The organism is Filimonas effusa (assembly GCF_004118675.1).
Lineage (GTDB): Bacteria > Bacteroidota > Bacteroidia > Chitinophagales > Chitinophagaceae > Filimonas > Filimonas effusa.
The window spans coordinates 542,930-562,912 of record NZ_SDHZ01000002.1 but is presented as its reverse complement, the minus strand read 5'-3'; the positions used below and the strand labels follow the sequence as shown (position 1 = coordinate 562,912).

Genomic DNA, 19,983 nt, shown 5'->3' with positions numbered 1-19,983 from the left:
TGCACCTGCAACCTCTCCATTTTCGTTACCTTGCCGCTTTTATCAGCATGTTCTATGTATAAAATCATCTTCTGTCTCTTCTTATTCGTTACTGCTACTTTGCACGCCGCAACAGGTAAATGGCCAAGCAAGGTTACAGGTCACGATATTGTTTACAAGGTAACCGAAGCCAAAGCGCCTTTTAAAGATCATACAGGCAAGTACGCAACCGTCGTTTATCTCGAAAACCTGAACATAAAAAAGATAGGCAGAAACAGCAACGCTAAGAATGTGGCCTGGTTATGCGCACAAGGCTATCGCGTAATAGAATTGAATTACGCCGGCAATCCCAATACGGTATCGCCCTTTATCAACGATGATATCATCGCCATCAACGACGCAATTGCAGCCGGCTCCTTCTGCGGATTAAATGATTGTTCGCTCTACAGGTCTTATGTCCTCTTCGAAGGATACCGCATGACCCGCGATATCCCTTACTTCGTAGACGATCCTTCCGTATACAATACCCCGGCAGAATATAAACAGGGCGATACATTGCACATGGACCTCATTTATCCGGCCAACGCAGCAGTAAAAGTACCTGTGATAATCTCGTTCTCCTATAGCAACAGCTATGCAACCTACGATGCTAAAAGAAAACAGCTTACCAGCGACAATAAAGACCAGAGGCTGAATCTGCCCTATACCCTGGCAGGTTTTAACGACTCTTTCCTGGAAGGAGCCCCCGCCAACGGTATAGCCTGGGCCATTGCCGATCACCCGAAATATTGCCCCTGGGGAAAAGGGAAACCCGTTAATGGCCCTAACGATGCCTACAAATCGTTTCAAACCAATCCCGATGCAGCCCAAAAAGTAAAGTCTGCCATTCGCACTTTACGTAAGCTGGGTAACAGCCTGGGCTTATCAGGTAAAATAGGTGTGTTTGGCTTTTCAAGAGGTGCTACAGCCGGTTCTCTGGCTATTGGTGATAAACAGGTTCCCGGATTTGAAAACGCAGGTTTTAATAGAGCTATTGCATCTAATGTGCAGGCCGCCGCACTCGGCCCCGGCGTATTCGATTATACGCAGATCTATAACGCAGCAAATGACGGCGATGGTAACCTTGAAACACGCTGCCCATTGGTATGGGGACCACTGCAAACAAACTATGAACGCTGGCTGTCTATGGGCGCGGCAGGCCTGGTTCAGTCATCCCGTACAGCCCCGGTTTTCTTCTTCTATAACACCGATGATGAAAAATACTACCAGCAACAGCTAAAACATTTTAAAGCCCGGCTCGACTCATTAAATGTCCCTAACACCACACTGGTAAACTACGGTACAGGCCACTCTGTTCCGCAAACAGGTAAAGATCTCGGCCAGCTCTATACTTTCTATAAACAGTACCTTACACCTCCCGCCGTCATCCCGGGAAAGAAAGCTAAACGCTTGAAATAGTATCGTAACAAAGTAATGCAGACCATCGGCAGCATCAACCTTGATCAATGGAGAAGCTGCCCTATGTCGCCCGGGCAGGAAATAATAAATTTAATTATTCTATCTAAAAGATGGACTTTTGTGCTGGGCTGAAAAACCATTGGTGGCAATAAACCCGATAGCTGTATGTCTCTTATGTGTGAACCCACATTGTTTTCCAATCTGCGCGCCGTCAGAAAGCTGATGCTGGTAGGGGCCTTGTTTTTCATAGGTGCCGTACAGGCGCAACAACCCGATACATTGCACCTGTCGCCGGCTGATACTTTTGTTACCAATATCGATAGCAACACCGTCCCCGCTTTAGATTTCTTCGGCCCTATGGCTGTCCATGACTCCCTGGCATATATAGCGGGAAAAGAGGAACAACACAAAGGCCTGCCGTTTTTGTCGCCACGCGCTTCCCTGCGGCTCGCTGTGTTACTGGCAAGGGTAAAAGCCTATGCAGCCTCAATGAAAATATTTTCTCTCTCGGAAAGGCTCCGCCAGCAACCCCCGGATTCCATGACCATACACGCCGTAGGAGAGGTGCCGGATAGCATTCTTGCCAGGTTTATCCCTTACTTGTCACGCAACATAACCGATACGCTCCTGCTTCAGAATAAGAATAGAAAGAAAACAGGCCGCCCCCTGAGGTTGGCCGAAATTACCGCCCCCTTCAGGGATGAAGAAGCAGGAGTGGCTTACGGCGTATTGCTGCATATCAAACAACCTAGACCCGGAAGCAGGAAAAGTTATGCCTTATTCGGCAACGTAGGCCATATGTTTATTACGCTGGTAAAATTCCATGACGACGGAAGCCATGTAAGCAGAACCTTTGGCTTTTACCCGGAAAAAGAAAATCTGCTATCCGCAACGCCGCTGAAACCCAATACTGCCTCTGTATTTAAAGACGATGAAGACCATAGCTGGGATGAGCTGGTGGCCAAATTTATCACACGGCATCAGTTCAGGCAGGTGCTGCGAAAGATCAGGCAGTACTCCAGGGAACGTTATCATCTTAATAAAAATAACTGTACCGATTTCGGCCTCAGCATTGCCTCGATATCCGGCATCGCCATTAAAGATACCTATGGTTCCTGGCCCCTCGGAAAAGGCAACGACCCCGGCGATACAGGCCAAAGCATTCTCGAAGGTAAAGTCGCCGACGCCGCAGGAAAAGGAAAAAGGGGCTTGTTTGTATGTACTATCATGGATGATCTCTCCAAAGAAGAATATGTAAAGTAGGTGTAAAAACTGGGCAGCAGGTTTGCAGGTTATTAAAAATAAGCCATGAACCTCAATCCTCTTGCTCAAAAGTCTGCCGGTTTAACGGTTGCAGGAACAAGGTTACGTCATTTGTCCACGCCTGCCTGTATTTCTTTAGATAGTTTTCGTGACCTGCAAGCGGATAGGTACAAAGTCGCTTTTCCCCTTGCAGGTTGGCATATATCTCATCCGTTTCTGCCTTACTCACATTTTGATCCTGCTCCCCATAAAGCAGTAGCGTTGGACAACTGATAGCTTTCGCATACGTGGCAGGGTTATGACCAAAAGCCCAATAGCCATTCTGTACTCCGCCCCAGAAAACAAGTAAAGCCGCCATTGGAAAAGCTGGAGCATGTATGTTGTGAAAACGTGCACAAACAGTAGTGTAAAGCGAGCCAAACGGACATTCAACAATAATACCTTTTACCTTCAGTTGATCATCATGAATTGCTTTCATAATAGCCGCCGATCCCATCGAAGTGCCAAAAAGATAAACATTCTTTTCCCCCTTCCCCCGTATATATTCATAAGCAGTTTTAACCTGCGCAGCTTCCTTGTAACCGATAGTGGTGGTATTCCCTTCCGAACCGCCGCTCCCCATGAAATCAACAAGCAAAGTATGATAACCAAGACTATCAAAAATACCCGCCTTGTCAATCATCGACGATTTCTCTCCGCCATACCCGTGAAACAGTATCACAGTGCCCTTTGCCGGATTAACTTGGCTGCTCTTATACCAGCATTCAATTTTCTTATTGCTTTCCAGTACAATGGTCCGATACGCCTCCTGTGGTTTTGGATTGTTCTCTGGTCGCGGATTGCTGATGCCGAAAACTAAAGCTTTTATCTTTCCAGTAGTCGCCAGCTTACCCGGTGCCTGTGTTTTGCTCCCGGTACTGGCGAAATGGGTGAACTTATAAGCATGAAAAAAGGCGATCACATTCATGCCAATGAATAGGATCGCCAATATGATTAAAAGATATTTCCGGGTATTTCTTTTCAAGGCTGTATGTGTTTAGGATTACACTGTATGCCTCGTGAAATTACTTCATTATACTTTCTATCTCTTGTATAAGCCGCTCAATTTTCTGGGTATTACGTAAACTGGATATTAGCAACGCCTTTTGTTTATTGCTCCCTTCCTTCTGAAAATACATGATCACATCAGTGCCGGTATAAACGCCGTTATAAGTTTTACGTATTGTCTGGAAATTTACAAACTCGCTGAAGTTGTAACGATGGGCATTGATGCCTATAGGACTTTTGCGCTCAATGATCCTGGTGTTGGTATCAAGTGTGATTTTGGTGAATGCTGCCGAAATAAAAATAATCCCCAGCAGGGTAGGGAAAATAACTACGATGAGCTTCCCGAATGTACTTGTATTTTGTAACCACGCAAGCGGCGTCATCTCATGAATACCAACGAATAAACAGGCCAATCCAAGGATCAGTGTACCGGTCGGATTGGCTTTTAATTGATAAACACCGCCGGCTTCGGTGAAGTAGTGATATTCATGTATGGTAACAGGCTGTTCAGCAGGCAGCGGGTCTGCGAAATCAAGATATTGGTGAATAAGCGGGATCACTTCCGTACTGAAGGCAACAGCATTACGATCGGTTGCCTTGCTATACCCCGAAGAGATGACCGTACCTCTGCCATATTTATTGGCCTTCGTAAATATCTTGTAGTTGAACCCGCCGGCATTATGAGTTACAATATTTACTTTATATAATTTGTCGAAACTGATTGTTCTTACAGGAATAAAACCAAAAAGCATCTTCTGCATTTTTCCCGTATTACGGTCAAAACAGATATAAGTAAATCCCCCCAGGAAAAAGAACACCAGGATGGCCAGGAGGAACAATGCGAAAGGGGTAGATCCCATAGGACTTTGAGAACTAAAACCTCTGTAACCTAAAAAGATGACGACATAAATAATAGCAAGTATCCATCCCATTAAAAAGAACATGCGAAAGGGACGGATAACGATACGGTCGGACTCAATGGTCCAACGGGTTTTTGTGAATGTCATAGTCTAGTGGATGGTGAATAATAATGGTTGAATTTTTTGAGAATAAAAAAGGTCGGCAAATATCTTGCCGGCCTTTTAACCTTATCGAAATATTGCCTATACAGGATTGTTTTTCTCTTCTGTAGAAGAAGCCTCTTCTGTCTGAACGGGTTCAGAAGACGAAGCAGAACTGTAGACAGCTGAATTGTAATCCTCCTGGTCATCCTTTTCCTGGCCTTCCCTGAAAACGGTGGTGCCGCACGATAGCCCTGCTTCGCTTTCTTTTTCAGGTAAGCTTTCTTTTATGAACTGGCATAGCTCGTAATACTCCGCCGTGGCGGCGGCTGCAACAAGCTGCCGGATCACCGCAGGTGAAAGATTTGTCAGGAATAATTGCATATCCGCTTTATTATCTATTCCGTTTAATAACGACAGTACCGATGAGGTAAGATCACTTACTGCCTCCGCTCCCGATCGCCTGTTAAATCCGTCCATGCCTGGCTTTACGTTAAAAGGGGCGCAAGATAATGAATTACCTGTCTCATGACCTGAAATGATGACGGGCGAACTGGATAAATTGTATCCAGTCAAAGCGTGTCATATCATGCACGCCAATCCTGTTGTGATAACCTAATGGAGCGTAAAGGATGGCATGGCCTGGAGAAGGCGGATCAGCAGGCAGATTCGATTTTTTATGGTAAAGCGCATAGGCAGGTTCTGCATTTTTTAGTGCCAGGAAAGTCCCCTTGGGGTCTGCCCATAGGTCCTCCGTAGCATTGGTCGCATAAACAGGTCTCGGAGCTATTAGCGCTATGAGCATATGCTGGTCAACAGGAAGCGCAGTTTCATTGTCGTTGAATCTTTTGTAATTGTTACAGAACCAATGAGGGAACGTAGCATTGATTTTGGCGATCCGCTCGCCAAACTGGCGGCGGGCAAGAGCCGCACCGGTATTGCCGGAACAGTTCGAAATGCATAATGAAAAGCGCTCGTCCTGTGCTGCCGCCCACAAAGCCGTTTTGCCACCCCTCGAATGACCAACGATAACAACCTGCTTCGCATTTACATGACCATCGGTTACCAGGTAATCCATAACCCTGCTGGCGCCAAAGGCCCAGGCGCCTATTGCCTTCATCCCATTGTCTGCGGCTAGCTGCTCCGGGTATAGCTGTAGCAGCGCATCCGCATAGCTATCCTTCCTGTCGGGCGCAAGCTCGCTTACATGAAAGGCCGCAATGCCATAACCACTGTCTATCATCATCTCTGCAGGCCAGAAGTCCGACTGCACAACTCGTTTGGGATCAGTATGGCTGCGCCCGCGGTTGTTGATAAGAACAAATACCGCGGCAGGACTTGCTTGCGCCGTTGGTGTGAACAATACCAGGTGAAATGTAATGGATTTGTTTTGCCGGTACACCCGTATCGCTACCTCCTTAAGCCGGGCCTTCCCATTCATTGCAGCCGGGTCCTCATTTTCTATACCGAAACGCACACTGTCAAAATCTTTTGGAGTTGTACCATATACATAATTGCTGAAAAGAGTGAGCAGCTCCGGCCGCCTCGCATGTTCCCAGCTGGCAGTATCTTTTATAGGTTGGTTTTGGCCGGAGACCAGTAACGAAGGAAGGGTATAAAAAGGTACCTTGCTTTCATCATAGTTCTGGGAGAACGACATAGATATATAAATTCCGGTGAATAGCATTGTTAGCAAGCTCCGCATTAAGATCGTCTGCATAATGACTGTTTATTTCTATAGTATATATATCGCAGCGCTACTCCCATCTTATCAGGTCAAGTTGGTCGGTGAAGGCGGGTGGTTGTCCATTGATTTTCGGTATTTTTGCCAAATTACATAACCAACAACGCTGATGCTTTAGTGTCAACAAAGCAAGAAAATAGTGAACAGGAACTCCTGCTGCAGTTAAGGGAAGGAAATGAGAAAGCTTTTACAGAAATTTATTATCTGTATTGGAAACTAATGTTTTACGTAGCAAGTAATAAACTCAATAATCCCCATGATGCTGAAGAAGTGGTACAGGAAGTATTCGCCGATCTCTGGCGGAGAAGAGCTGCCGTGCGCGTAGATGTCTCCTTGAAAGCATTTCTTGCCGCAGCTGTTAAATTCCAGGTTTATGCATTGATGGCGCGCCGTTACAGAGAATCTGAAAAAAAAGCACAGCTCGAAGTGGTGCAGCAAACAACGCCCTCTCCCGACGAACAGCTTCAGCTCAAATTCTTATATGAACAATTTTACGATCTCACACAACAATTACCTGAGAAATGCCGGCTGGTATACCGCCTCAGCCGCGAAGAAGGGCTTACTAATAAAGAAATAGCAGGTCATTTGGATATATCCGAGAAAACGGTGGAATCACAAATGACAAAGGCATTAAAAAAACTGCGTGGCGGATTAAAACTGCTGTTTACCCAGTTATTTTCTTTCTGAAATTTTTTTTGAGCACACGTAAGGGTAAACGGCTGCTCATCATACTTATATAAAAACTACTGCTGGTGCTCCCGCAAAAAGAACTGGAATATTATTACCAACTGGCTCATAAATGGAGTCTCGGACGCCTTACCGAAGAGGAAAGGCAGATCCTTGATAACTGGTACGCAGCACAGCCTGAAGCAGATGTAAATGTACCTGCATCATTGGCAGGCAGCGAAGAAGAACATGCTGCATTATTATTCCTGAAAATAAAAGGCAGCATAGAGGCAGGAAAAGAAGAGCCTGAACAGCCGCCAGCTCGTTTAACACGATGGTGGTGGGCCGCTGCAAGTATATTGTTGCTGGCCGGAACGCTGGTTTATCTTAACAGACCTAAACCGCAGCACGCTATTGCTGTGCTTCCCAAACCAGTACAGGATGTCCTGCCCGGAAAGGATGGCGCCATTCTTACCCTTGGCGATGGCGCCGTAGTCGTGTTGGATAGCTTGCAAAACGGCTGGTCAGCAGAACAGGATCAGTCTACTGTTCACTTGAAAGCAGGCCGGTTACAATACAATCAGCAACACAATAAAACAGCTGCCGGAAGCAATGGCCAGGTATTTCGTAATACCCTTAGCACGCCACGCGGCCGCCAGTTCTCTCTGGTGCTGCCCGATGGAACAATAGCCTGGCTCAATGCAGCTTCTTCTATCAGTTTCCCCACAGCTTTTACAGGTAAAACCAGGGAAGTGAGCGTTACGGGTGAAGTCTACTTCGAAGTAAGTAAACATAATAACGGCAAAACGGCTGTTCCATTTAGGGTAAGTGTTAACGACAAATATGCAGTAGAGGTCCTGGGTACAAATTTCAATATCAATGCTTACCCCGATGAAAAAGTGGTGCGCACAACGCTCCTGGAAGGGGTCGTACGTGTTAACACCGCAACACAAACGGCATTGTTGAAACCCGGACAGCAGGCAAGTGCAGGCTCAAACGATCTTCTCACCGTTGACCGCGCAAATACCAGCCAGGCCGTAGCATGGAAGAACGGACTGTTTTATTTTTCAGAAAGAACGGGTATCAGGGAAGTAATGCGACAAATAGAACGCTGGTACGATGTTCAGGTAATATATGAACCCGGTACGGAGAATGTTGTCTTCACCGGCGAAATGCAAAGAAATCTGACCCTGTTACAGGTTATCAAAGGACTTGATAATATGGGCGTAAGGTATAGACTGGAGGGTAAGGTGCTGCGAGTAAGCCCCGCTTCTTAGTAAAGATCTTGTTTTATATAACGCCGGCATTGCTGCAGCAGTGACCGGAAGGCACTCCTATGTAATTCCCATTTTTTATTCACTTACCAAAACTAATGCAGTTATGCGCATTTGGAAGAATGTAAACGTTTTGTTCAGGGTATTATTAATAGGTATCGGCTGCTTCGCAGGCAGCACAATGGCACAGAGTATTCATTACTCGGGAAAAGAGGTGAAGTTAGATAAGGTGTTCGCCGCTGTAAAGCAGCAAACAGGTTATGCTATTATGTATAATCCCGACCTTGTTGGAAAGGCAAAACCCGTTACGCTCGAGGCACACGATATGCCTTTGAAAACTTTCCTGGCAGCAGTCCTGAAAGGAAGCGGCCTCGATTTTACAGTGGAAGGGAAAACGATCTTTATAAAAAAAGCCGAAGAAGATCATTCGCATCACGACCACTCAAATCATAGCGGTGGCATGAGTTTCATGCGCATCTTCCGCTTGTCCGGAAAGATCATGGACGCCAAAGGAAAACCCCTGCCAGCCGTAACTGTAGCGGTTAACGGTACAACCAAAGGCGTAGCTTCCGATGAAAATGGAAATTTCGTTCTGGAAGACGTCGCTGCCAATGGCATGCTCCGCATGGCCAGCATAGGCTACGAAACCATCCTGGTAGGCGTGAAAGCATGCTCCGCCGGTGGCACCCCCGTTCCTGGTGTCGGCGCTTCCATGAAAGACGATAACGTAAATATTGTCCTGAATGTGGTAATGACTGCCAGCGTAAATGAAATGACCGAACTGGCTATTACCGCCAATACAGGCTATCAGACTATTTCAAAAGAACGTTCTACTGCTGCTTATAACGTAGTAACTGAAAAAGAACTGAACGCACATATTAACCAAAACCTGCTGACAGCATTGGAAGGTAAGGTGCCTGGTTTAAGTACTTACCGGAACAACCCTGTCATCAGGGGTATCGGTACTTTTAATACGCCTACCGACGCCACCGCTTCTTTGCCATTGTATGTTGTAGATGGAGTGATTACAGAAGGGGATATCAGCCAGATCAACCCCTACGATATCGAATCCGTAACCGTGTTGAAAGATGCGGCGGCAGCTTCTATCTATGGCGCACGTGCAGGTAATGGTGTGATCGTCATGACAACTAAACAAGGTAAAAAAGGACAGGCGCAAATGAGCGCCAACGCCGACCTGCTGATTACCAATCGGCCCGATCTCGATAAAATGAATTATGCCACCACAAGCGACATGATTGATTACGAGACACAGGTTTATCAATATCAGGTAAAGAAAAGCGGCAGCGCAACTGCTTACTTCAATTCACTGGGTACGCTGGGTAGCGCTCCAACTTATTATTCTCCTCTATACGCACTTTACAGGGATAGGTCTAATGGCACTATCAATGATCACCAGCTGGATAGCACATTGGGTAAATGGAGAAATAATGATTATATGCGGCAGTTCTACAATCAGGTATGGCGGCCGGAAGTGCGTCAGCGTTATAACCTGTCCCTTTCTTCAGCCTCAGATAAGAACAATGTTTATTTGTCCATCAACTACGACGGCAACAAACTGAGGATGAAGAATAATAACAATGATAATATTAATCTCTACTTTAAGAATACATTTTATGCACAGAAATGGCTCACAGTAACCGCCGGCTTAAACGGTGGTTATACCAGGTCTGTGGCAACAAGTTCCGATTTTGATAACTATTTCCTGCAACCCCGGTATGCGCAGATCACAGATGAAAACGGGAAACGTGTAAATAGTAGCTATGTAAACATTACCGATGGCTATAGTACCAACGTTGCCATGAACGCGGCTACAGTAGCCGCTATGGCAGCCAATGGTAATTTTAAACCGGTATACTTTAATATCCTCGATGAACTGGAATACGGTAAGCTCAATACGCAGAACCTCCGTATCCGTGCTTTTACAGATGTAAATGCAAAACTGCTGCCCGGCTTAAGCTTTACCACCCGCTTTCAATACGAACTAAGCCGCAGTGAACAGGAAAAATACGATGAAGCCGCTTCCTATAAAATGCGTTATCTGTATAATACAATGACCAGCTACGACGCTGCAACCAAAGTGTATAAACGCAATGTGCCCGAAGGCGACCGTGTTTACCAGGCAAATACACGCTCAAGAAACTATACCTTTCGTAACCAGCTGGATTATACAACTCGGTTCAGCATAGCAGGCATGTACAGCGATATCACTGCAATAGCAGGTATGGAAGTAAGAGAAAGCTTTTCCCCCATCGCAAACACTTCGCTGCGATATGGCTATAACCCAATTACGCTTACTTCTGTTGTTACCGACTGGGCTACCTTATCCGATGGGGGCATTACCTCTTATATCTCGGGCAGGAATGCAACACTGTCATACACCCCCGGTAAAAATTTGTCAGAAACACGCCACCGCTACCTTTCCTACTATGGCAATTTTGGCTACACGCTCGAAGGAAAATATAACCTGACAGGTAGTGTGCGTGTCGATCAGGCCGACTTCTTTGGCGGTGACCCCAAATACCGTTACAGGCCTTTATGGTCAATTGGCGGCGGCTGGAATATGAGCCAGGAAAAGTTTATGAGAAATTTGTCTTGGATCAATATGCTTAAGCTGCGTGTAACCTACGGTGTGAATGGTAATATCGACCAAAGCAGTTCTCCCTATATTACTGCAAAAATTAAGAGCGATGTGGTCTACACAAACCTCCAGTACTACGATATAGATACCTACCCCAACCCTAAACTTCGCTGGGAAAAAGCGGCGACAGCCAACTTGGGTGCAGACTTCTCACTATTCTCTTCCATCCTTACTGGTAGCCTTGACTATTACCGCAAGTATAATTCTGATCTGCTGGTCGATAAAGTACTCGATCCTACAGTCGGTACTACTTCACAAAGGATCAATAACGGGGCAATGAGTAACCGTGGTATCGAACTGCAATTGAACTACCACTGGTGGAGAAAGAAAGACCTGCAGTTGAGCACAAGCTTCAATTTTGCATACAATACCAACAGGATCCGTAACACGGAGCGACTTAGTACTTTAGCTAATTTATATATAACAGTGCCTTACAACTACTTCATCTCCAACACGCCCTATAATTCATTGTATGCCTATAGATATGCAGGTATGACAAATGGTTATCCTTATATCTATAACGAAAAAGGAGAAGCGAACGCAACTTTCGATGCCAACGGCGAACTCACAGGAACGAAACAAGTGAACTCAGTGGATGCTGTTTATCGTGTGGGTACCTATATTCCTGTATGGACAGGTGGCCTCCAGCAATCCATTTCCTATAAAAACTTTCAGCTGGGAATGTTGTTTGCATTTTACGGTGGACATAAAATGCGCCGCGATGCAACTGATTTCTCCGGTTATACACAAACCAATCGCGATATCGCCAATAGGTGGACGGTAAACAATCCCAATTCCACTGTTCCCAGGTTTGAAATTGACTACCCCGATTTGTTAAAAGCACAGGCCACTACCTTGTCAAGCTTTTACCGTTACTCCGACGTGAATGTGGTGAATGCCACTACAGTAAGGCTTCGTAATATATCCTTGTCTTATTCCTTGCCACAGCAATACAGTCAATTGATTGGCCTGAAAGGGATGAAGCTCACTGCGCAGGTAAATAACCTGTGGCTATGGTCTGCTGCCGGTGACGGGCTCGATCCGGAAAGTGCAAGTTTAAATAATGGTGTGAGAAACCTGCCTACCCCTAAAACATTCCTGTTTGGTCTTGCTATTAATTTCTAAACCGAAACTGCGTATTCAAATGAAATCATTATCCAATTATATCGTATTGCTGCTGCTGGTAGTACTAAGCAGCTCATGCAACAAATATCTTGATATTACTCCCAAGGGAAAGATTATTATAGAAACGGCAGATGATCTGTATAACCTGGTAAGCCTTCCCGGCCGTGGTTATCCTGTCAATCAGTTCCAGTACCTTGCCGATGATATGTGGATCAGGGAATCCTTCATTATAGGACAGCCCAAGAGCCTTTATAATGTACATTTCCTTTTCGATGATAGTGAAAGCCGGTTGTTGTATGTTACAGCTTGGTCCTTATATAACCAAACCTATAAATACATCAATCGCTGGAATATGATCTGTACACTTATCGGTGAGGCTAACGGCGCCGATTCCATTAAGGCCCTGGCGTTTGCTGAGGCAAGGGTGTTCCGTGCTTTCGATCATTTCCTGCTGGTGAATATGTATGCTAAACAATACGATCCTGCTACTGCTACACTCGACGGTGGTATCTGCATAATGGATAAATACGACCTGGAAAGCATACCTAAACAGGCTTCGGTAGCCGAAGTGTATGCCTTTATCCTCAAAGATCTTGATGAAGCTATTCCTCACCTGCAGGTAAACCCAAAAGATGTTTATCATCCTTCCCTGGCGTTTGCATGGGCATTAAAAGCAAAAGTGCACTTATTTAAAAAGGAATTCGATAAAGCAAAAGAAGCAGCTTTAAAGTCGCTTTCTTATAATAATAGCATCTATGATTTGGTAGAGTATGCTAAACTGGGCGGTCCTTCTAAAGTAAATGTGCCTCCTGGTGTGAATCCCGAGACGCTGAGTTACATGTACATGACAGGATACAATGAAATGAACTTTGCAGGAAGCAGCTTTATGTTCAGTAAAGAGTTTACCGATTTGTTCAGTAAGAATGATGCGCGTTTTAATTTGTTCTTCACTACTACAGGCGCGAATGTCGATGGTAAGGGCACTTCAGCCTGGAACAATACAAAGTACACTGCCTTCTTTTATCCCACCGTAGGTATGAAAACGCCGGAAGTGCATTTAATGCTGGCCGAGTGTTACGCACGTGAAGGAAACCTCGGAGAAGCAATGAAAGTGATCAATGCTTTGAGGGCTAAAAGGATCACCCTGGCAAGCGAAGCAACGCTTGCTACACCCGCCACCATAAAAGCTACTATGGATATCGTTATTGCTGAACGTAGAAAAGAACTCTTGTTCGGATTCAATCGTTTATGGGATTTAAGGCGCTTCAATACCGAACCCGAATACGCCAAAACCATAGTGCGAAAATTCCCTGTGGTGAATACCAGCCTGCCTCAGCAGACTTACACCCTGGCCCCCGATTCCAAATTATATATCCTGCCTTTCGGCCTGGATGTCTTAAAGCTGAATCCCGCATTAAAAGTGAACAGCGGCGAAGCGCTACCCTGGTAAGATGCAGCAAATACTCTCTAAATAATTTACATGAAGCAATGGATGATGCTCCTGTCAGTGCTGGCCGTAACGGCCGGCACTGCGCAGGAGAAAGAAAAGGCAGCAGTAAAAGATCAGGCGGCCGAACCGGCAACAACAGGCAAAATGCCGTCTTTCGAAAAGGTGATAGGTAAAAATGCAGTGGCATCACACGGTATGTTCACCGTATATGCCACCGATAACCGTTACTATTTCGAAATCCCGGATTCTCTTTTCAATCGTGATATCTTAACAGTTACCCGCTATATAGCAACACCCGAGCAGGCAGGTGTGTTCGGTGGTGAAAAAGCCAATGAGCAAACCATCTTTTTCGAAAAAGGCCTTCAACAGAAGATCTTCCTGCGCTCAAGTGTAGCAAGAGCTACGGTGGCCAGCTCCACAGAAGCGATCTACAAAGCAGTACAGGCTTCTGGCGTGAAACCCATTATAGCTGTCTTTGACATAAAAACAGTAAATCCTGCTAACGGTAATATTGTAATAGATGTAACAGATCTCTTCCGTAAGGATAATACCATAACCTCCATCTCATCGCGCGACAAAACCGAACTGAAACTGGGAAGCCTTGCCGATGATAGATCTTTTATCACAAAAATGAGCAGTTATCCTATCAACATAGAAGTAAAAACACTCAAAACGTACACTACATCTGCCGCCGCTGCCATAGCTGGCGCTGCAACCGGTGTTGTTACTTACGAACTGAATACCTCTATGGTGCTGCTCCCATTGGTTCCCATGCGTAGAAGGCTTGCCGATGAAAGGGTAGGTTACTTTGCAAACAGGTATCTCTTATTCAGCGATAGCGCACAGCAGGCTACCAGCTATAATTTCATACAACGTTATCGCCTCGAACCCAAAGAGGAGGATATCGAAAAATACAAACGCGGCGAACTGGTAGAACCTAAAAAACAGATCGTTTATTACATCGATCCTGCTACACCCAAAAAGTGGCGCCCCTATCTTATCGCTGGTGTGAACGACTGGCAGAAAGCATTTGAACAGGCAGGATTCAAAAATGCGATCATAGGAAAAGAGTGGCCCGAAAACGACACCACCATGAGTATGGAAGATGCGCGTTTTTCCGTGATCCGTTACCTCGCATCCGAAACGCCTAACGCCTATGGCCCACGTATCAGCGATCCTCGCAGCGGGGAGATCATAGAAAGCCATGTGGGTTGGTATCATAATGTAATGACATTGGTGCACGACTGGTACATGGTGCAGGCCGGCGCATTAGATACACGCGCACGCAAAATGGAATTCGATGATGAATTGATGGGAGATCTTATTCGCTTCGTTTCATCACACGAGATCGGCCATACCATAGGCCTGCGGCATAATATGGGTGCCAGCAGTCAAACTCCGGTAGAACTATTGCGCAATAAAGCCTGGGTGGAGGCAAACGGCCATACGGTCTCTATCATGGACTACGCCCGTTTTAACTACGTAGCACAACCCGGAGACAATATCTCGAAAGCAGGCCTTTACCCCCGCATAGGCATTTACGATAAATGGGCCATCCAATGGGGCTATCAGCAACTCTTTGGCGTAAACGATGAATATCAGGAAAGTAAGCTGCTGAAAAAACAGGTAGCCGACAGCCTGGCCGCTGATCCACGCCTTTGGTTCGGTGGCGAAGGCACTTCCAGTGACCCGCGCGCTCAAAAAGAAGACATCGGCGATGACGTGATGAAGGCTAATGAATACGGCATCAAAAACCTGAAACGCGTGATCGCAAAACTCCCGGAATGGACAGCAGAAGAAGGAGACCTGTACAGTAACCTCGCCCGTATGTACAAAGCCGTGACAAGACAGTATAACTTATACATCGGTCATGTATCACGTTATCTCGGTGGAGAGTACATCACTCTCAGAAGCACGGAACAGAAAGGGGATGTCTATGAACCCGTTTCCGCAGAAAAAATGAAGAGCGCCGTTCAATTCCTTTCAAAAAACCTGCTGGAACCGCCGCTATGGCTGTACCCTGCCGAAATTACCAGTAAGCTTGGAATCAATAAAATGGAGCTGATAAGTGTGCAGCAAAACAATACCATGAACTTATTGCTAAGCCCCGGGTTGCTCTATAATATCTTCGCCAAACAGGTAGAAAAGCCTGGAGCCTATACTGTCAGTACTTACCTCGCCGATCTGAAGCGTCTGGTATGGCAGAACAAGGCCGGCAGCGAAGAGCAGCAGATCTATCGCAGGAATATCCAGCGCATGTACGTCGAGCGTATAGGCATGATCCTGAAAACAAAGAACATGGCCGAAGGCAAAATGCTTACAAATGCAGAACGAAGCGAAGCCAGGTTATACGTACTGTTACACCTGAAGCAGTTGAGAACCGAAATAGCGGCAAGCACCCCCGCCACCGCAATAGAGCGCGCACATAAAGAAGATTTACTGAAAAATATAGACTTGTTATTGAAACCGAAAGACTAGTAGAAAGAGGATGGCTCATAAATAAAAATAGCCGCTGAGAATTGCTTAAACGGGAACCCTTCTCCATCAGTTACCCGAGAAAAACGAGGCCGTATCGCGCTTATGATACGGCCTCTTGTTTTATGAATTCCCGGCCTTCCTTAGTCAAGTCCCCACTCGGCAAGTTTGCCACGCGTCGTCTCATATCCTTCATGCACCAACCCATTAATCCCAAGCCCTTCCGCAACGGAAACAAACATCGCCCGGTCGTCGATATACAACACCTCTTCAGGCTTTACCAAGGCTATATCCAGCGCAATACGCCAGATGTCAGGATCAGGCTTCCTGAAATGAACAAAACACGAAGAAATAAAGAAATCAACGAACTTATCTATCCCGAAAGTCCTGATGCGATATTCATTAAGCTCGCGCCCCTCATTATTTACGATAGCCAGCTTAAGCCCGTGTTTGGCCTTCAGTTGACATACAAGATCTATCATGGGTTGATAGGCAGTTGTTACCCCATACATGAACTCCTTGAAAGCCTCCCTGGTGAAATCCCTCGGCTCATAAAAAACAGTCCTGCCCAGGTATTCGTCCAGCGTCAGCTTTCCCACTTCATAAGTATCGAAAGTTAGATGATGCCGCTCTTCCAGCTCCGGTAGATCAAGAGAGAAAATAGAGGCAGCCTGCTTACGTGCGGCCCTGTCCCATCCATTCGTTAGCAAAACACCACCAATGTCAAGGAATAAAGTGGTAATACGGGTACGTTGCATGTTTTTACAACCAACTTACGAAAATTATCCCGCAATGAGCATCCTTGATCGTTACATCTTTAACGGTTGCTTCAAACTTTTCTTCTTCTGTTGCCCAGAGCTGGCTAATCTGTTCCCTGCCCCTTATGGCATCTTACCCTGCTAAAAATCGAGCTTAACCATACTCACGGTATAGCTCAGCCTGTAGTCATCCTAATTTAGCAAGAAACGGATTGATCACGTAAACGTTGAAAAGCAATTTTGTTTTCAAATAAAATTCAGGTTGTATGAAAAAAATGGAAAACAAGATCGCTGTTATTACAGGCGCAACCAGCGGTATTGGTAAAGCCGCGGCAAGAGAGTTTATAGATCATGGTGCAAAGGTCGTTTTTACTGGCCGTTATGAGAACACGGTACAGGAAACGCAGTCTGAACTTGGCGAACAGGCTTTCGGCATTGTCTCCGATGCCGGCAAAATGACCGACCTGCTGATGTTGCGCGAAAAGCTGGTGTCCGTCGTTCCTCACGTTGATATTCTCTATGTCAACGCCGGCATTGGAAAATACGCCCCTGTTGAACAGGTCAGTGAAGAACATTTTAACGAGCTCTTTGACATTATTGTAAAAGGAACATTATTCACAGTGCAGCAATTGTTGCCATTGATGCGAAACGGAAGCGTTATTATTCTGAATACATCTATCGTTACAGAAATAGGAATGCCCAATTCTTCGGTCTATTCAGCAGCAAAGGCAGCTGTACAGTCATTCGTTAAAACTTTTGCCGCGGAGTTGGCGGCAAAAGGTATAAGGGTGAATGCTGTAAGCCCGGGCCCCATTCAAACAAATTATTTTGAACGGTCGAATCTTACCGCAGCGCAAATGGAAAACTTTACAAGATCGTTTGCCCCGCAAATACCCTTGGCGCGTTTCGGAAAACCCGAAGAAGTGGCGCGTGTCATCCGCTTCCTCGCATCCGACGATGCGTCTTTTATGCACGGCTCCGAAGTCTTTGTCGATGGTGGCTTTCCTAAGGTGAAAGTGGGTTGATGGTAAATGCACCCATCTCTGTTTAGGTGCTGGTACACCGTTTTCCGGGCCGTCCTTTTCCAGGGAGGGCTCTTTTGTTTGCCCAAACCACAACGCCGTTGTATATTGGAAGCGCTTGAATAATGCATATCAACGAAATCATACAGGCAATCTACCCGCTCCCGCAAGCTGCCGCTGGTTTGCTGAAAGAGCATATTATGGAAGTCTCTTTCCCAAAAGGCCATATCTTGTTCCGGCAGGATAAAATCGAGAACACACTTTACTTCATAAAAAAAGGGATCGTCCGGGCCTATGCCCGCCAGGAAGACAATGATATCACTTTCTGGTTTGGCAAAGAAGGCGACCCCGTATTATCAATGAAGAGTTATGTGGAACGTACAAAAGGATACGAAAACGTCGAACTGCTCGAAGATGCAGAATTGTACCAATTAAAAGCAAATGAACTGGAAACATTGTATTTGAAAGATATCCATATCGCCAACTGGGGTAGAAAACTGGCCGAAAAAGAACTGGTTAAAACAGAAGAACGCCTCATCTCACGTCAGTTTAAAACCGCCTCCGAACGCTATAGCGAACTGATGCGGTATAGTCCGCATCTCTTACAGCGTGTACAACTGGGCCATATCGCCTCCTACCTGGGAATTACTCAGGTAAGCCTAAGCAGGATTAGAGCCGAATTGAAATAGTTGCTCGGCACGATACAACTATTGCCCCATCCTTCCGGCAATAGCGCTATTCATATTGGAAAAGGCTGACTGAATTGGCGCAGTACCGCCAACAATAAAACCAATGCTCGAAAACTACGGCGTCATTTTTTATCATTTGTAAAATTCATTGCGCCCCGCACTGCCGAAATTTGCGATCCAAAAGCAAAAGATATGAGTTGGCTGATATTGGTTATCGCAGGGTTGTTTGAAGTGGCGTTTGCATCGTGCCTGGGAAAGGCAAAAGCAACAACAGGAATGGAGTCTTATTGGTGGTACGCCGGTTTCGTAGTGTCATTAACGGCAAGTATGTTGTTGTTGATGAAAGCCATACAGGAGCTTCCTATAGGTACGGCTTATGCTGTATGGACCGGTATCGGTGCCGTAGGCACAGCTTTGGTAGGCATCTTTTTCTTTAAAGACCCCGCCAGCTTCTGGCGTGTCTTCTTTATCATGACCCTGATAGGTTCTATCGTTGGATTAAAAGCTGTTTCTCATTAAATGGAAGCAGCCAGGCGAAACCCATGTTCAGCCTGGCTGCTACTATAACTTTACCATTCCTGCTTATGCTGCGCAGCTTCAACTGCCGGCTTCGACATCCTGATGATTTTCATTTTCACCAGCAATTTTATCAACGGGTAAGTCGGATCTATCTCAAACCACCTGTATCCGAAATTGGCAGAAGAAGGATGCTTGTGGTGATTATTATGATAGGATTCCCCCAGCATCAGCACATCTGCAAACAACAGGTTCATCGACGTATTCTTCAACTTAAAGTTGGTATAGCCATACTTATGCGCAAACCAGTTGATGATAGCACCATGAAAGGCCCCCATGGTGATAATGATAGGCAATAACACGTACTGCCAGGGATTGGTAGCAAAAAAGTAAAAGAACGCAGTATAGGCTACTACCCACAATATCCTCGAAAGCCGGCTGTTACCAATGCGATCCATAGTCTCCCACTCCGGCAGGTTCTTGGAGAAGCGTGCGTCAACCTTCATCTTCTTATTATAAATATCGAGGTAGAAAGTCCGGGTACGCCACATCATCGAAAATACATTCGAAGAATACGCCGGCGAATGCGGATCTAACTCAGTATCGGTATGGGCATGATGCAAACGGTGCATGATGCCATACGTTTTCGGACTCATATACGAAGACCCTTGCGTAATATAGGTGACAATGAAAAAGAAACGTTCCCATCCCTTGCTCATCGAGAAGGCGCCATGCGCAGCATACCTATGCTGGAAAAACGTCTGTGAAAACAAAGAACTGTACCAGATTACGATAAAGAAAATCCAAATGATCATCTGAAGTGTTTTTATAAATGAGTACGGAAATAATATGCTTCC

At 45.7% G+C, this 19,983-nt stretch carries 16 protein-coding genes; 10 read left to right on the top strand and 6 right to left on the bottom strand.

What is annotated here, in order from left to right; translation table 11 throughout:
- Positions 1-54 precede the first annotated feature (54 nt).
- Positions 55-1,437 carry a hypothetical protein gene (locus ESB13_RS13570; RefSeq protein WP_129004151.1) on the top strand — a complete coding sequence of 461 codons (1,383 nt, stop codon included), beginning with the start codon at positions 55-57 and terminating at the stop codon, positions 1,435-1,437.
- Between the two features lie 165 nt (positions 1,438-1,602).
- Positions 1,603-2,700 (top strand): hypothetical protein, encoded by a 1,098-nt coding sequence (locus tag ESB13_RS13565; protein ID WP_129004149.1) that lies wholly within the window; start codon positions 1,603-1,605, stop codon positions 2,698-2,700.
- Positions 2,701-2,752: 52 nt separating this feature from the next.
- On the opposite strand, the gene ESB13_RS13560 is transcribed toward ESB13_RS13565, so the two are convergent.
- The 4 genes from ESB13_RS13560 to ESB13_RS13545 form a co-directional block, all read right to left on the bottom strand.
- Entirely contained in the window at positions 2,753-3,724 is a 972-nt protein-coding gene (locus ESB13_RS13560; protein ID WP_220399677.1) for an alpha/beta hydrolase, read from the bottom strand.
- 40 nt (positions 3,725-3,764) lie between these two features.
- Positions 3,765-4,754 carry a hypothetical protein gene (locus ESB13_RS13555; protein WP_129004147.1) on the bottom strand — a complete coding sequence of 330 codons (990 nt, stop codon included), beginning with the start codon at positions 4,752-4,754 and terminating at the stop codon, positions 3,765-3,767.
- Between the two features lie 96 nt (positions 4,755-4,850).
- Positions 4,851-5,228 carry a hypothetical protein gene (locus tag ESB13_RS13550; RefSeq protein WP_129004145.1) on the bottom strand — a complete coding sequence of 126 codons (378 nt, stop codon included), beginning with the start codon at positions 5,226-5,228 and terminating at the stop codon, positions 4,851-4,853.
- Between the two features lie 46 nt (positions 5,229-5,274).
- On the bottom strand, positions 5,275-6,468 hold the full coding sequence (locus ESB13_RS13545) for an alpha/beta hydrolase family protein (RefSeq protein ID WP_220399676.1): 1,194 nt from the start codon (positions 6,466-6,468) through the stop codon (positions 5,275-5,277).
- Between the two features lie 141 nt (positions 6,469-6,609).
- Here ESB13_RS13545 and ESB13_RS13540 point away from each other — a divergent pair, with 141 nt between their 5' ends.
- The 5 genes from ESB13_RS13540 to ESB13_RS13520 all read left to right on the top strand — a co-directional run bounded on the left by ESB13_RS13540 (position 6,610) and on the right by ESB13_RS13520 (position 16,144).
- Positions 6,610-7,179, top strand: coding sequence for an RNA polymerase sigma factor (locus tag ESB13_RS13540; protein WP_164974205.1), 570 nt, complete (start codon positions 6,610-6,612; stop codon positions 7,177-7,179).
- A gap of 65 nt (positions 7,180-7,244) precedes the next feature.
- Positions 7,245-8,435, top strand: a complete 1,191-nt coding sequence (locus ESB13_RS13535) for a FecR family protein (protein WP_129004141.1) — start codon at positions 7,245-7,247, stop codon at positions 8,433-8,435.
- Between the two features lie 103 nt (positions 8,436-8,538).
- The gene (locus ESB13_RS13530; protein WP_129004139.1) at positions 8,539-12,216 is read left to right on the top strand and encodes a SusC/RagA family TonB-linked outer membrane protein; all 3,678 of its coding nucleotides are present in this window, start codon (positions 8,539-8,541) and stop codon (positions 12,214-12,216) included.
- 19 nt (positions 12,217-12,235) lie between these two features.
- Complete coding sequence (locus ESB13_RS13525) at positions 12,236-13,666, top strand: RagB/SusD family nutrient uptake outer membrane protein (protein WP_129004137.1); 1,431 nt, start codon at positions 12,236-12,238, stop codon at positions 13,664-13,666.
- A gap of 30 nt (positions 13,667-13,696) precedes the next feature.
- The gene (locus ESB13_RS13520; protein ID WP_129004134.1) at positions 13,697-16,144 is read left to right on the top strand and encodes a zinc-dependent metalloprotease; all 2,448 of its coding nucleotides are present in this window, start codon (positions 13,697-13,699) and stop codon (positions 16,142-16,144) included.
- A gap of 140 nt (positions 16,145-16,284) precedes the next feature.
- On the opposite strand, the gene ESB13_RS13515 is transcribed toward ESB13_RS13520, so the two are convergent.
- Complete coding sequence (locus ESB13_RS13515; RefSeq protein WP_129004132.1) at positions 16,285-16,899, bottom strand: HAD-IA family hydrolase; 615 nt, start codon at positions 16,897-16,899, stop codon at positions 16,285-16,287.
- Between the two features lie 266 nt (positions 16,900-17,165).
- On the opposite strand from ESB13_RS13515, the gene ESB13_RS13510 reads away from it, so the two are divergent.
- The 3 genes from ESB13_RS13510 (at position 17,166) to ESB13_RS13500 (ending at position 19,129) form a co-directional block, all read left to right on the top strand.
- Positions 17,166-17,924, top strand: a complete 759-nt coding sequence (locus ESB13_RS13510; RefSeq protein ID WP_129004130.1) for an SDR family oxidoreductase — start codon at positions 17,166-17,168, stop codon at positions 17,922-17,924.
- A 122-nt stretch (positions 17,925-18,046) separates the two neighbouring features.
- Positions 18,047-18,610 (top strand): Crp/Fnr family transcriptional regulator, encoded by a 564-nt coding sequence (locus ESB13_RS13505; protein ID WP_129004128.1) that lies wholly within the window; start codon positions 18,047-18,049, stop codon positions 18,608-18,610.
- Positions 18,611-18,802: 192 nt separating this feature from the next.
- Positions 18,803-19,129 carry a DMT family transporter gene (locus tag ESB13_RS13500; RefSeq protein WP_129004126.1) on the top strand — a complete coding sequence of 109 codons (327 nt, stop codon included), beginning with the start codon at positions 18,803-18,805 and terminating at the stop codon, positions 19,127-19,129.
- 50 nt (positions 19,130-19,179) lie between these two features.
- Here the strand turns inward: ESB13_RS13500 and ESB13_RS13495 are convergent, their stop codons facing one another.
- On the bottom strand, positions 19,180-19,941 hold the full coding sequence (locus ESB13_RS13495) for an acyl-CoA desaturase (protein ID WP_129004124.1): 762 nt from the start codon (positions 19,939-19,941) through the stop codon (positions 19,180-19,182).
- Between the last annotated feature and the right edge of the window lie 42 nt (positions 19,942-19,983).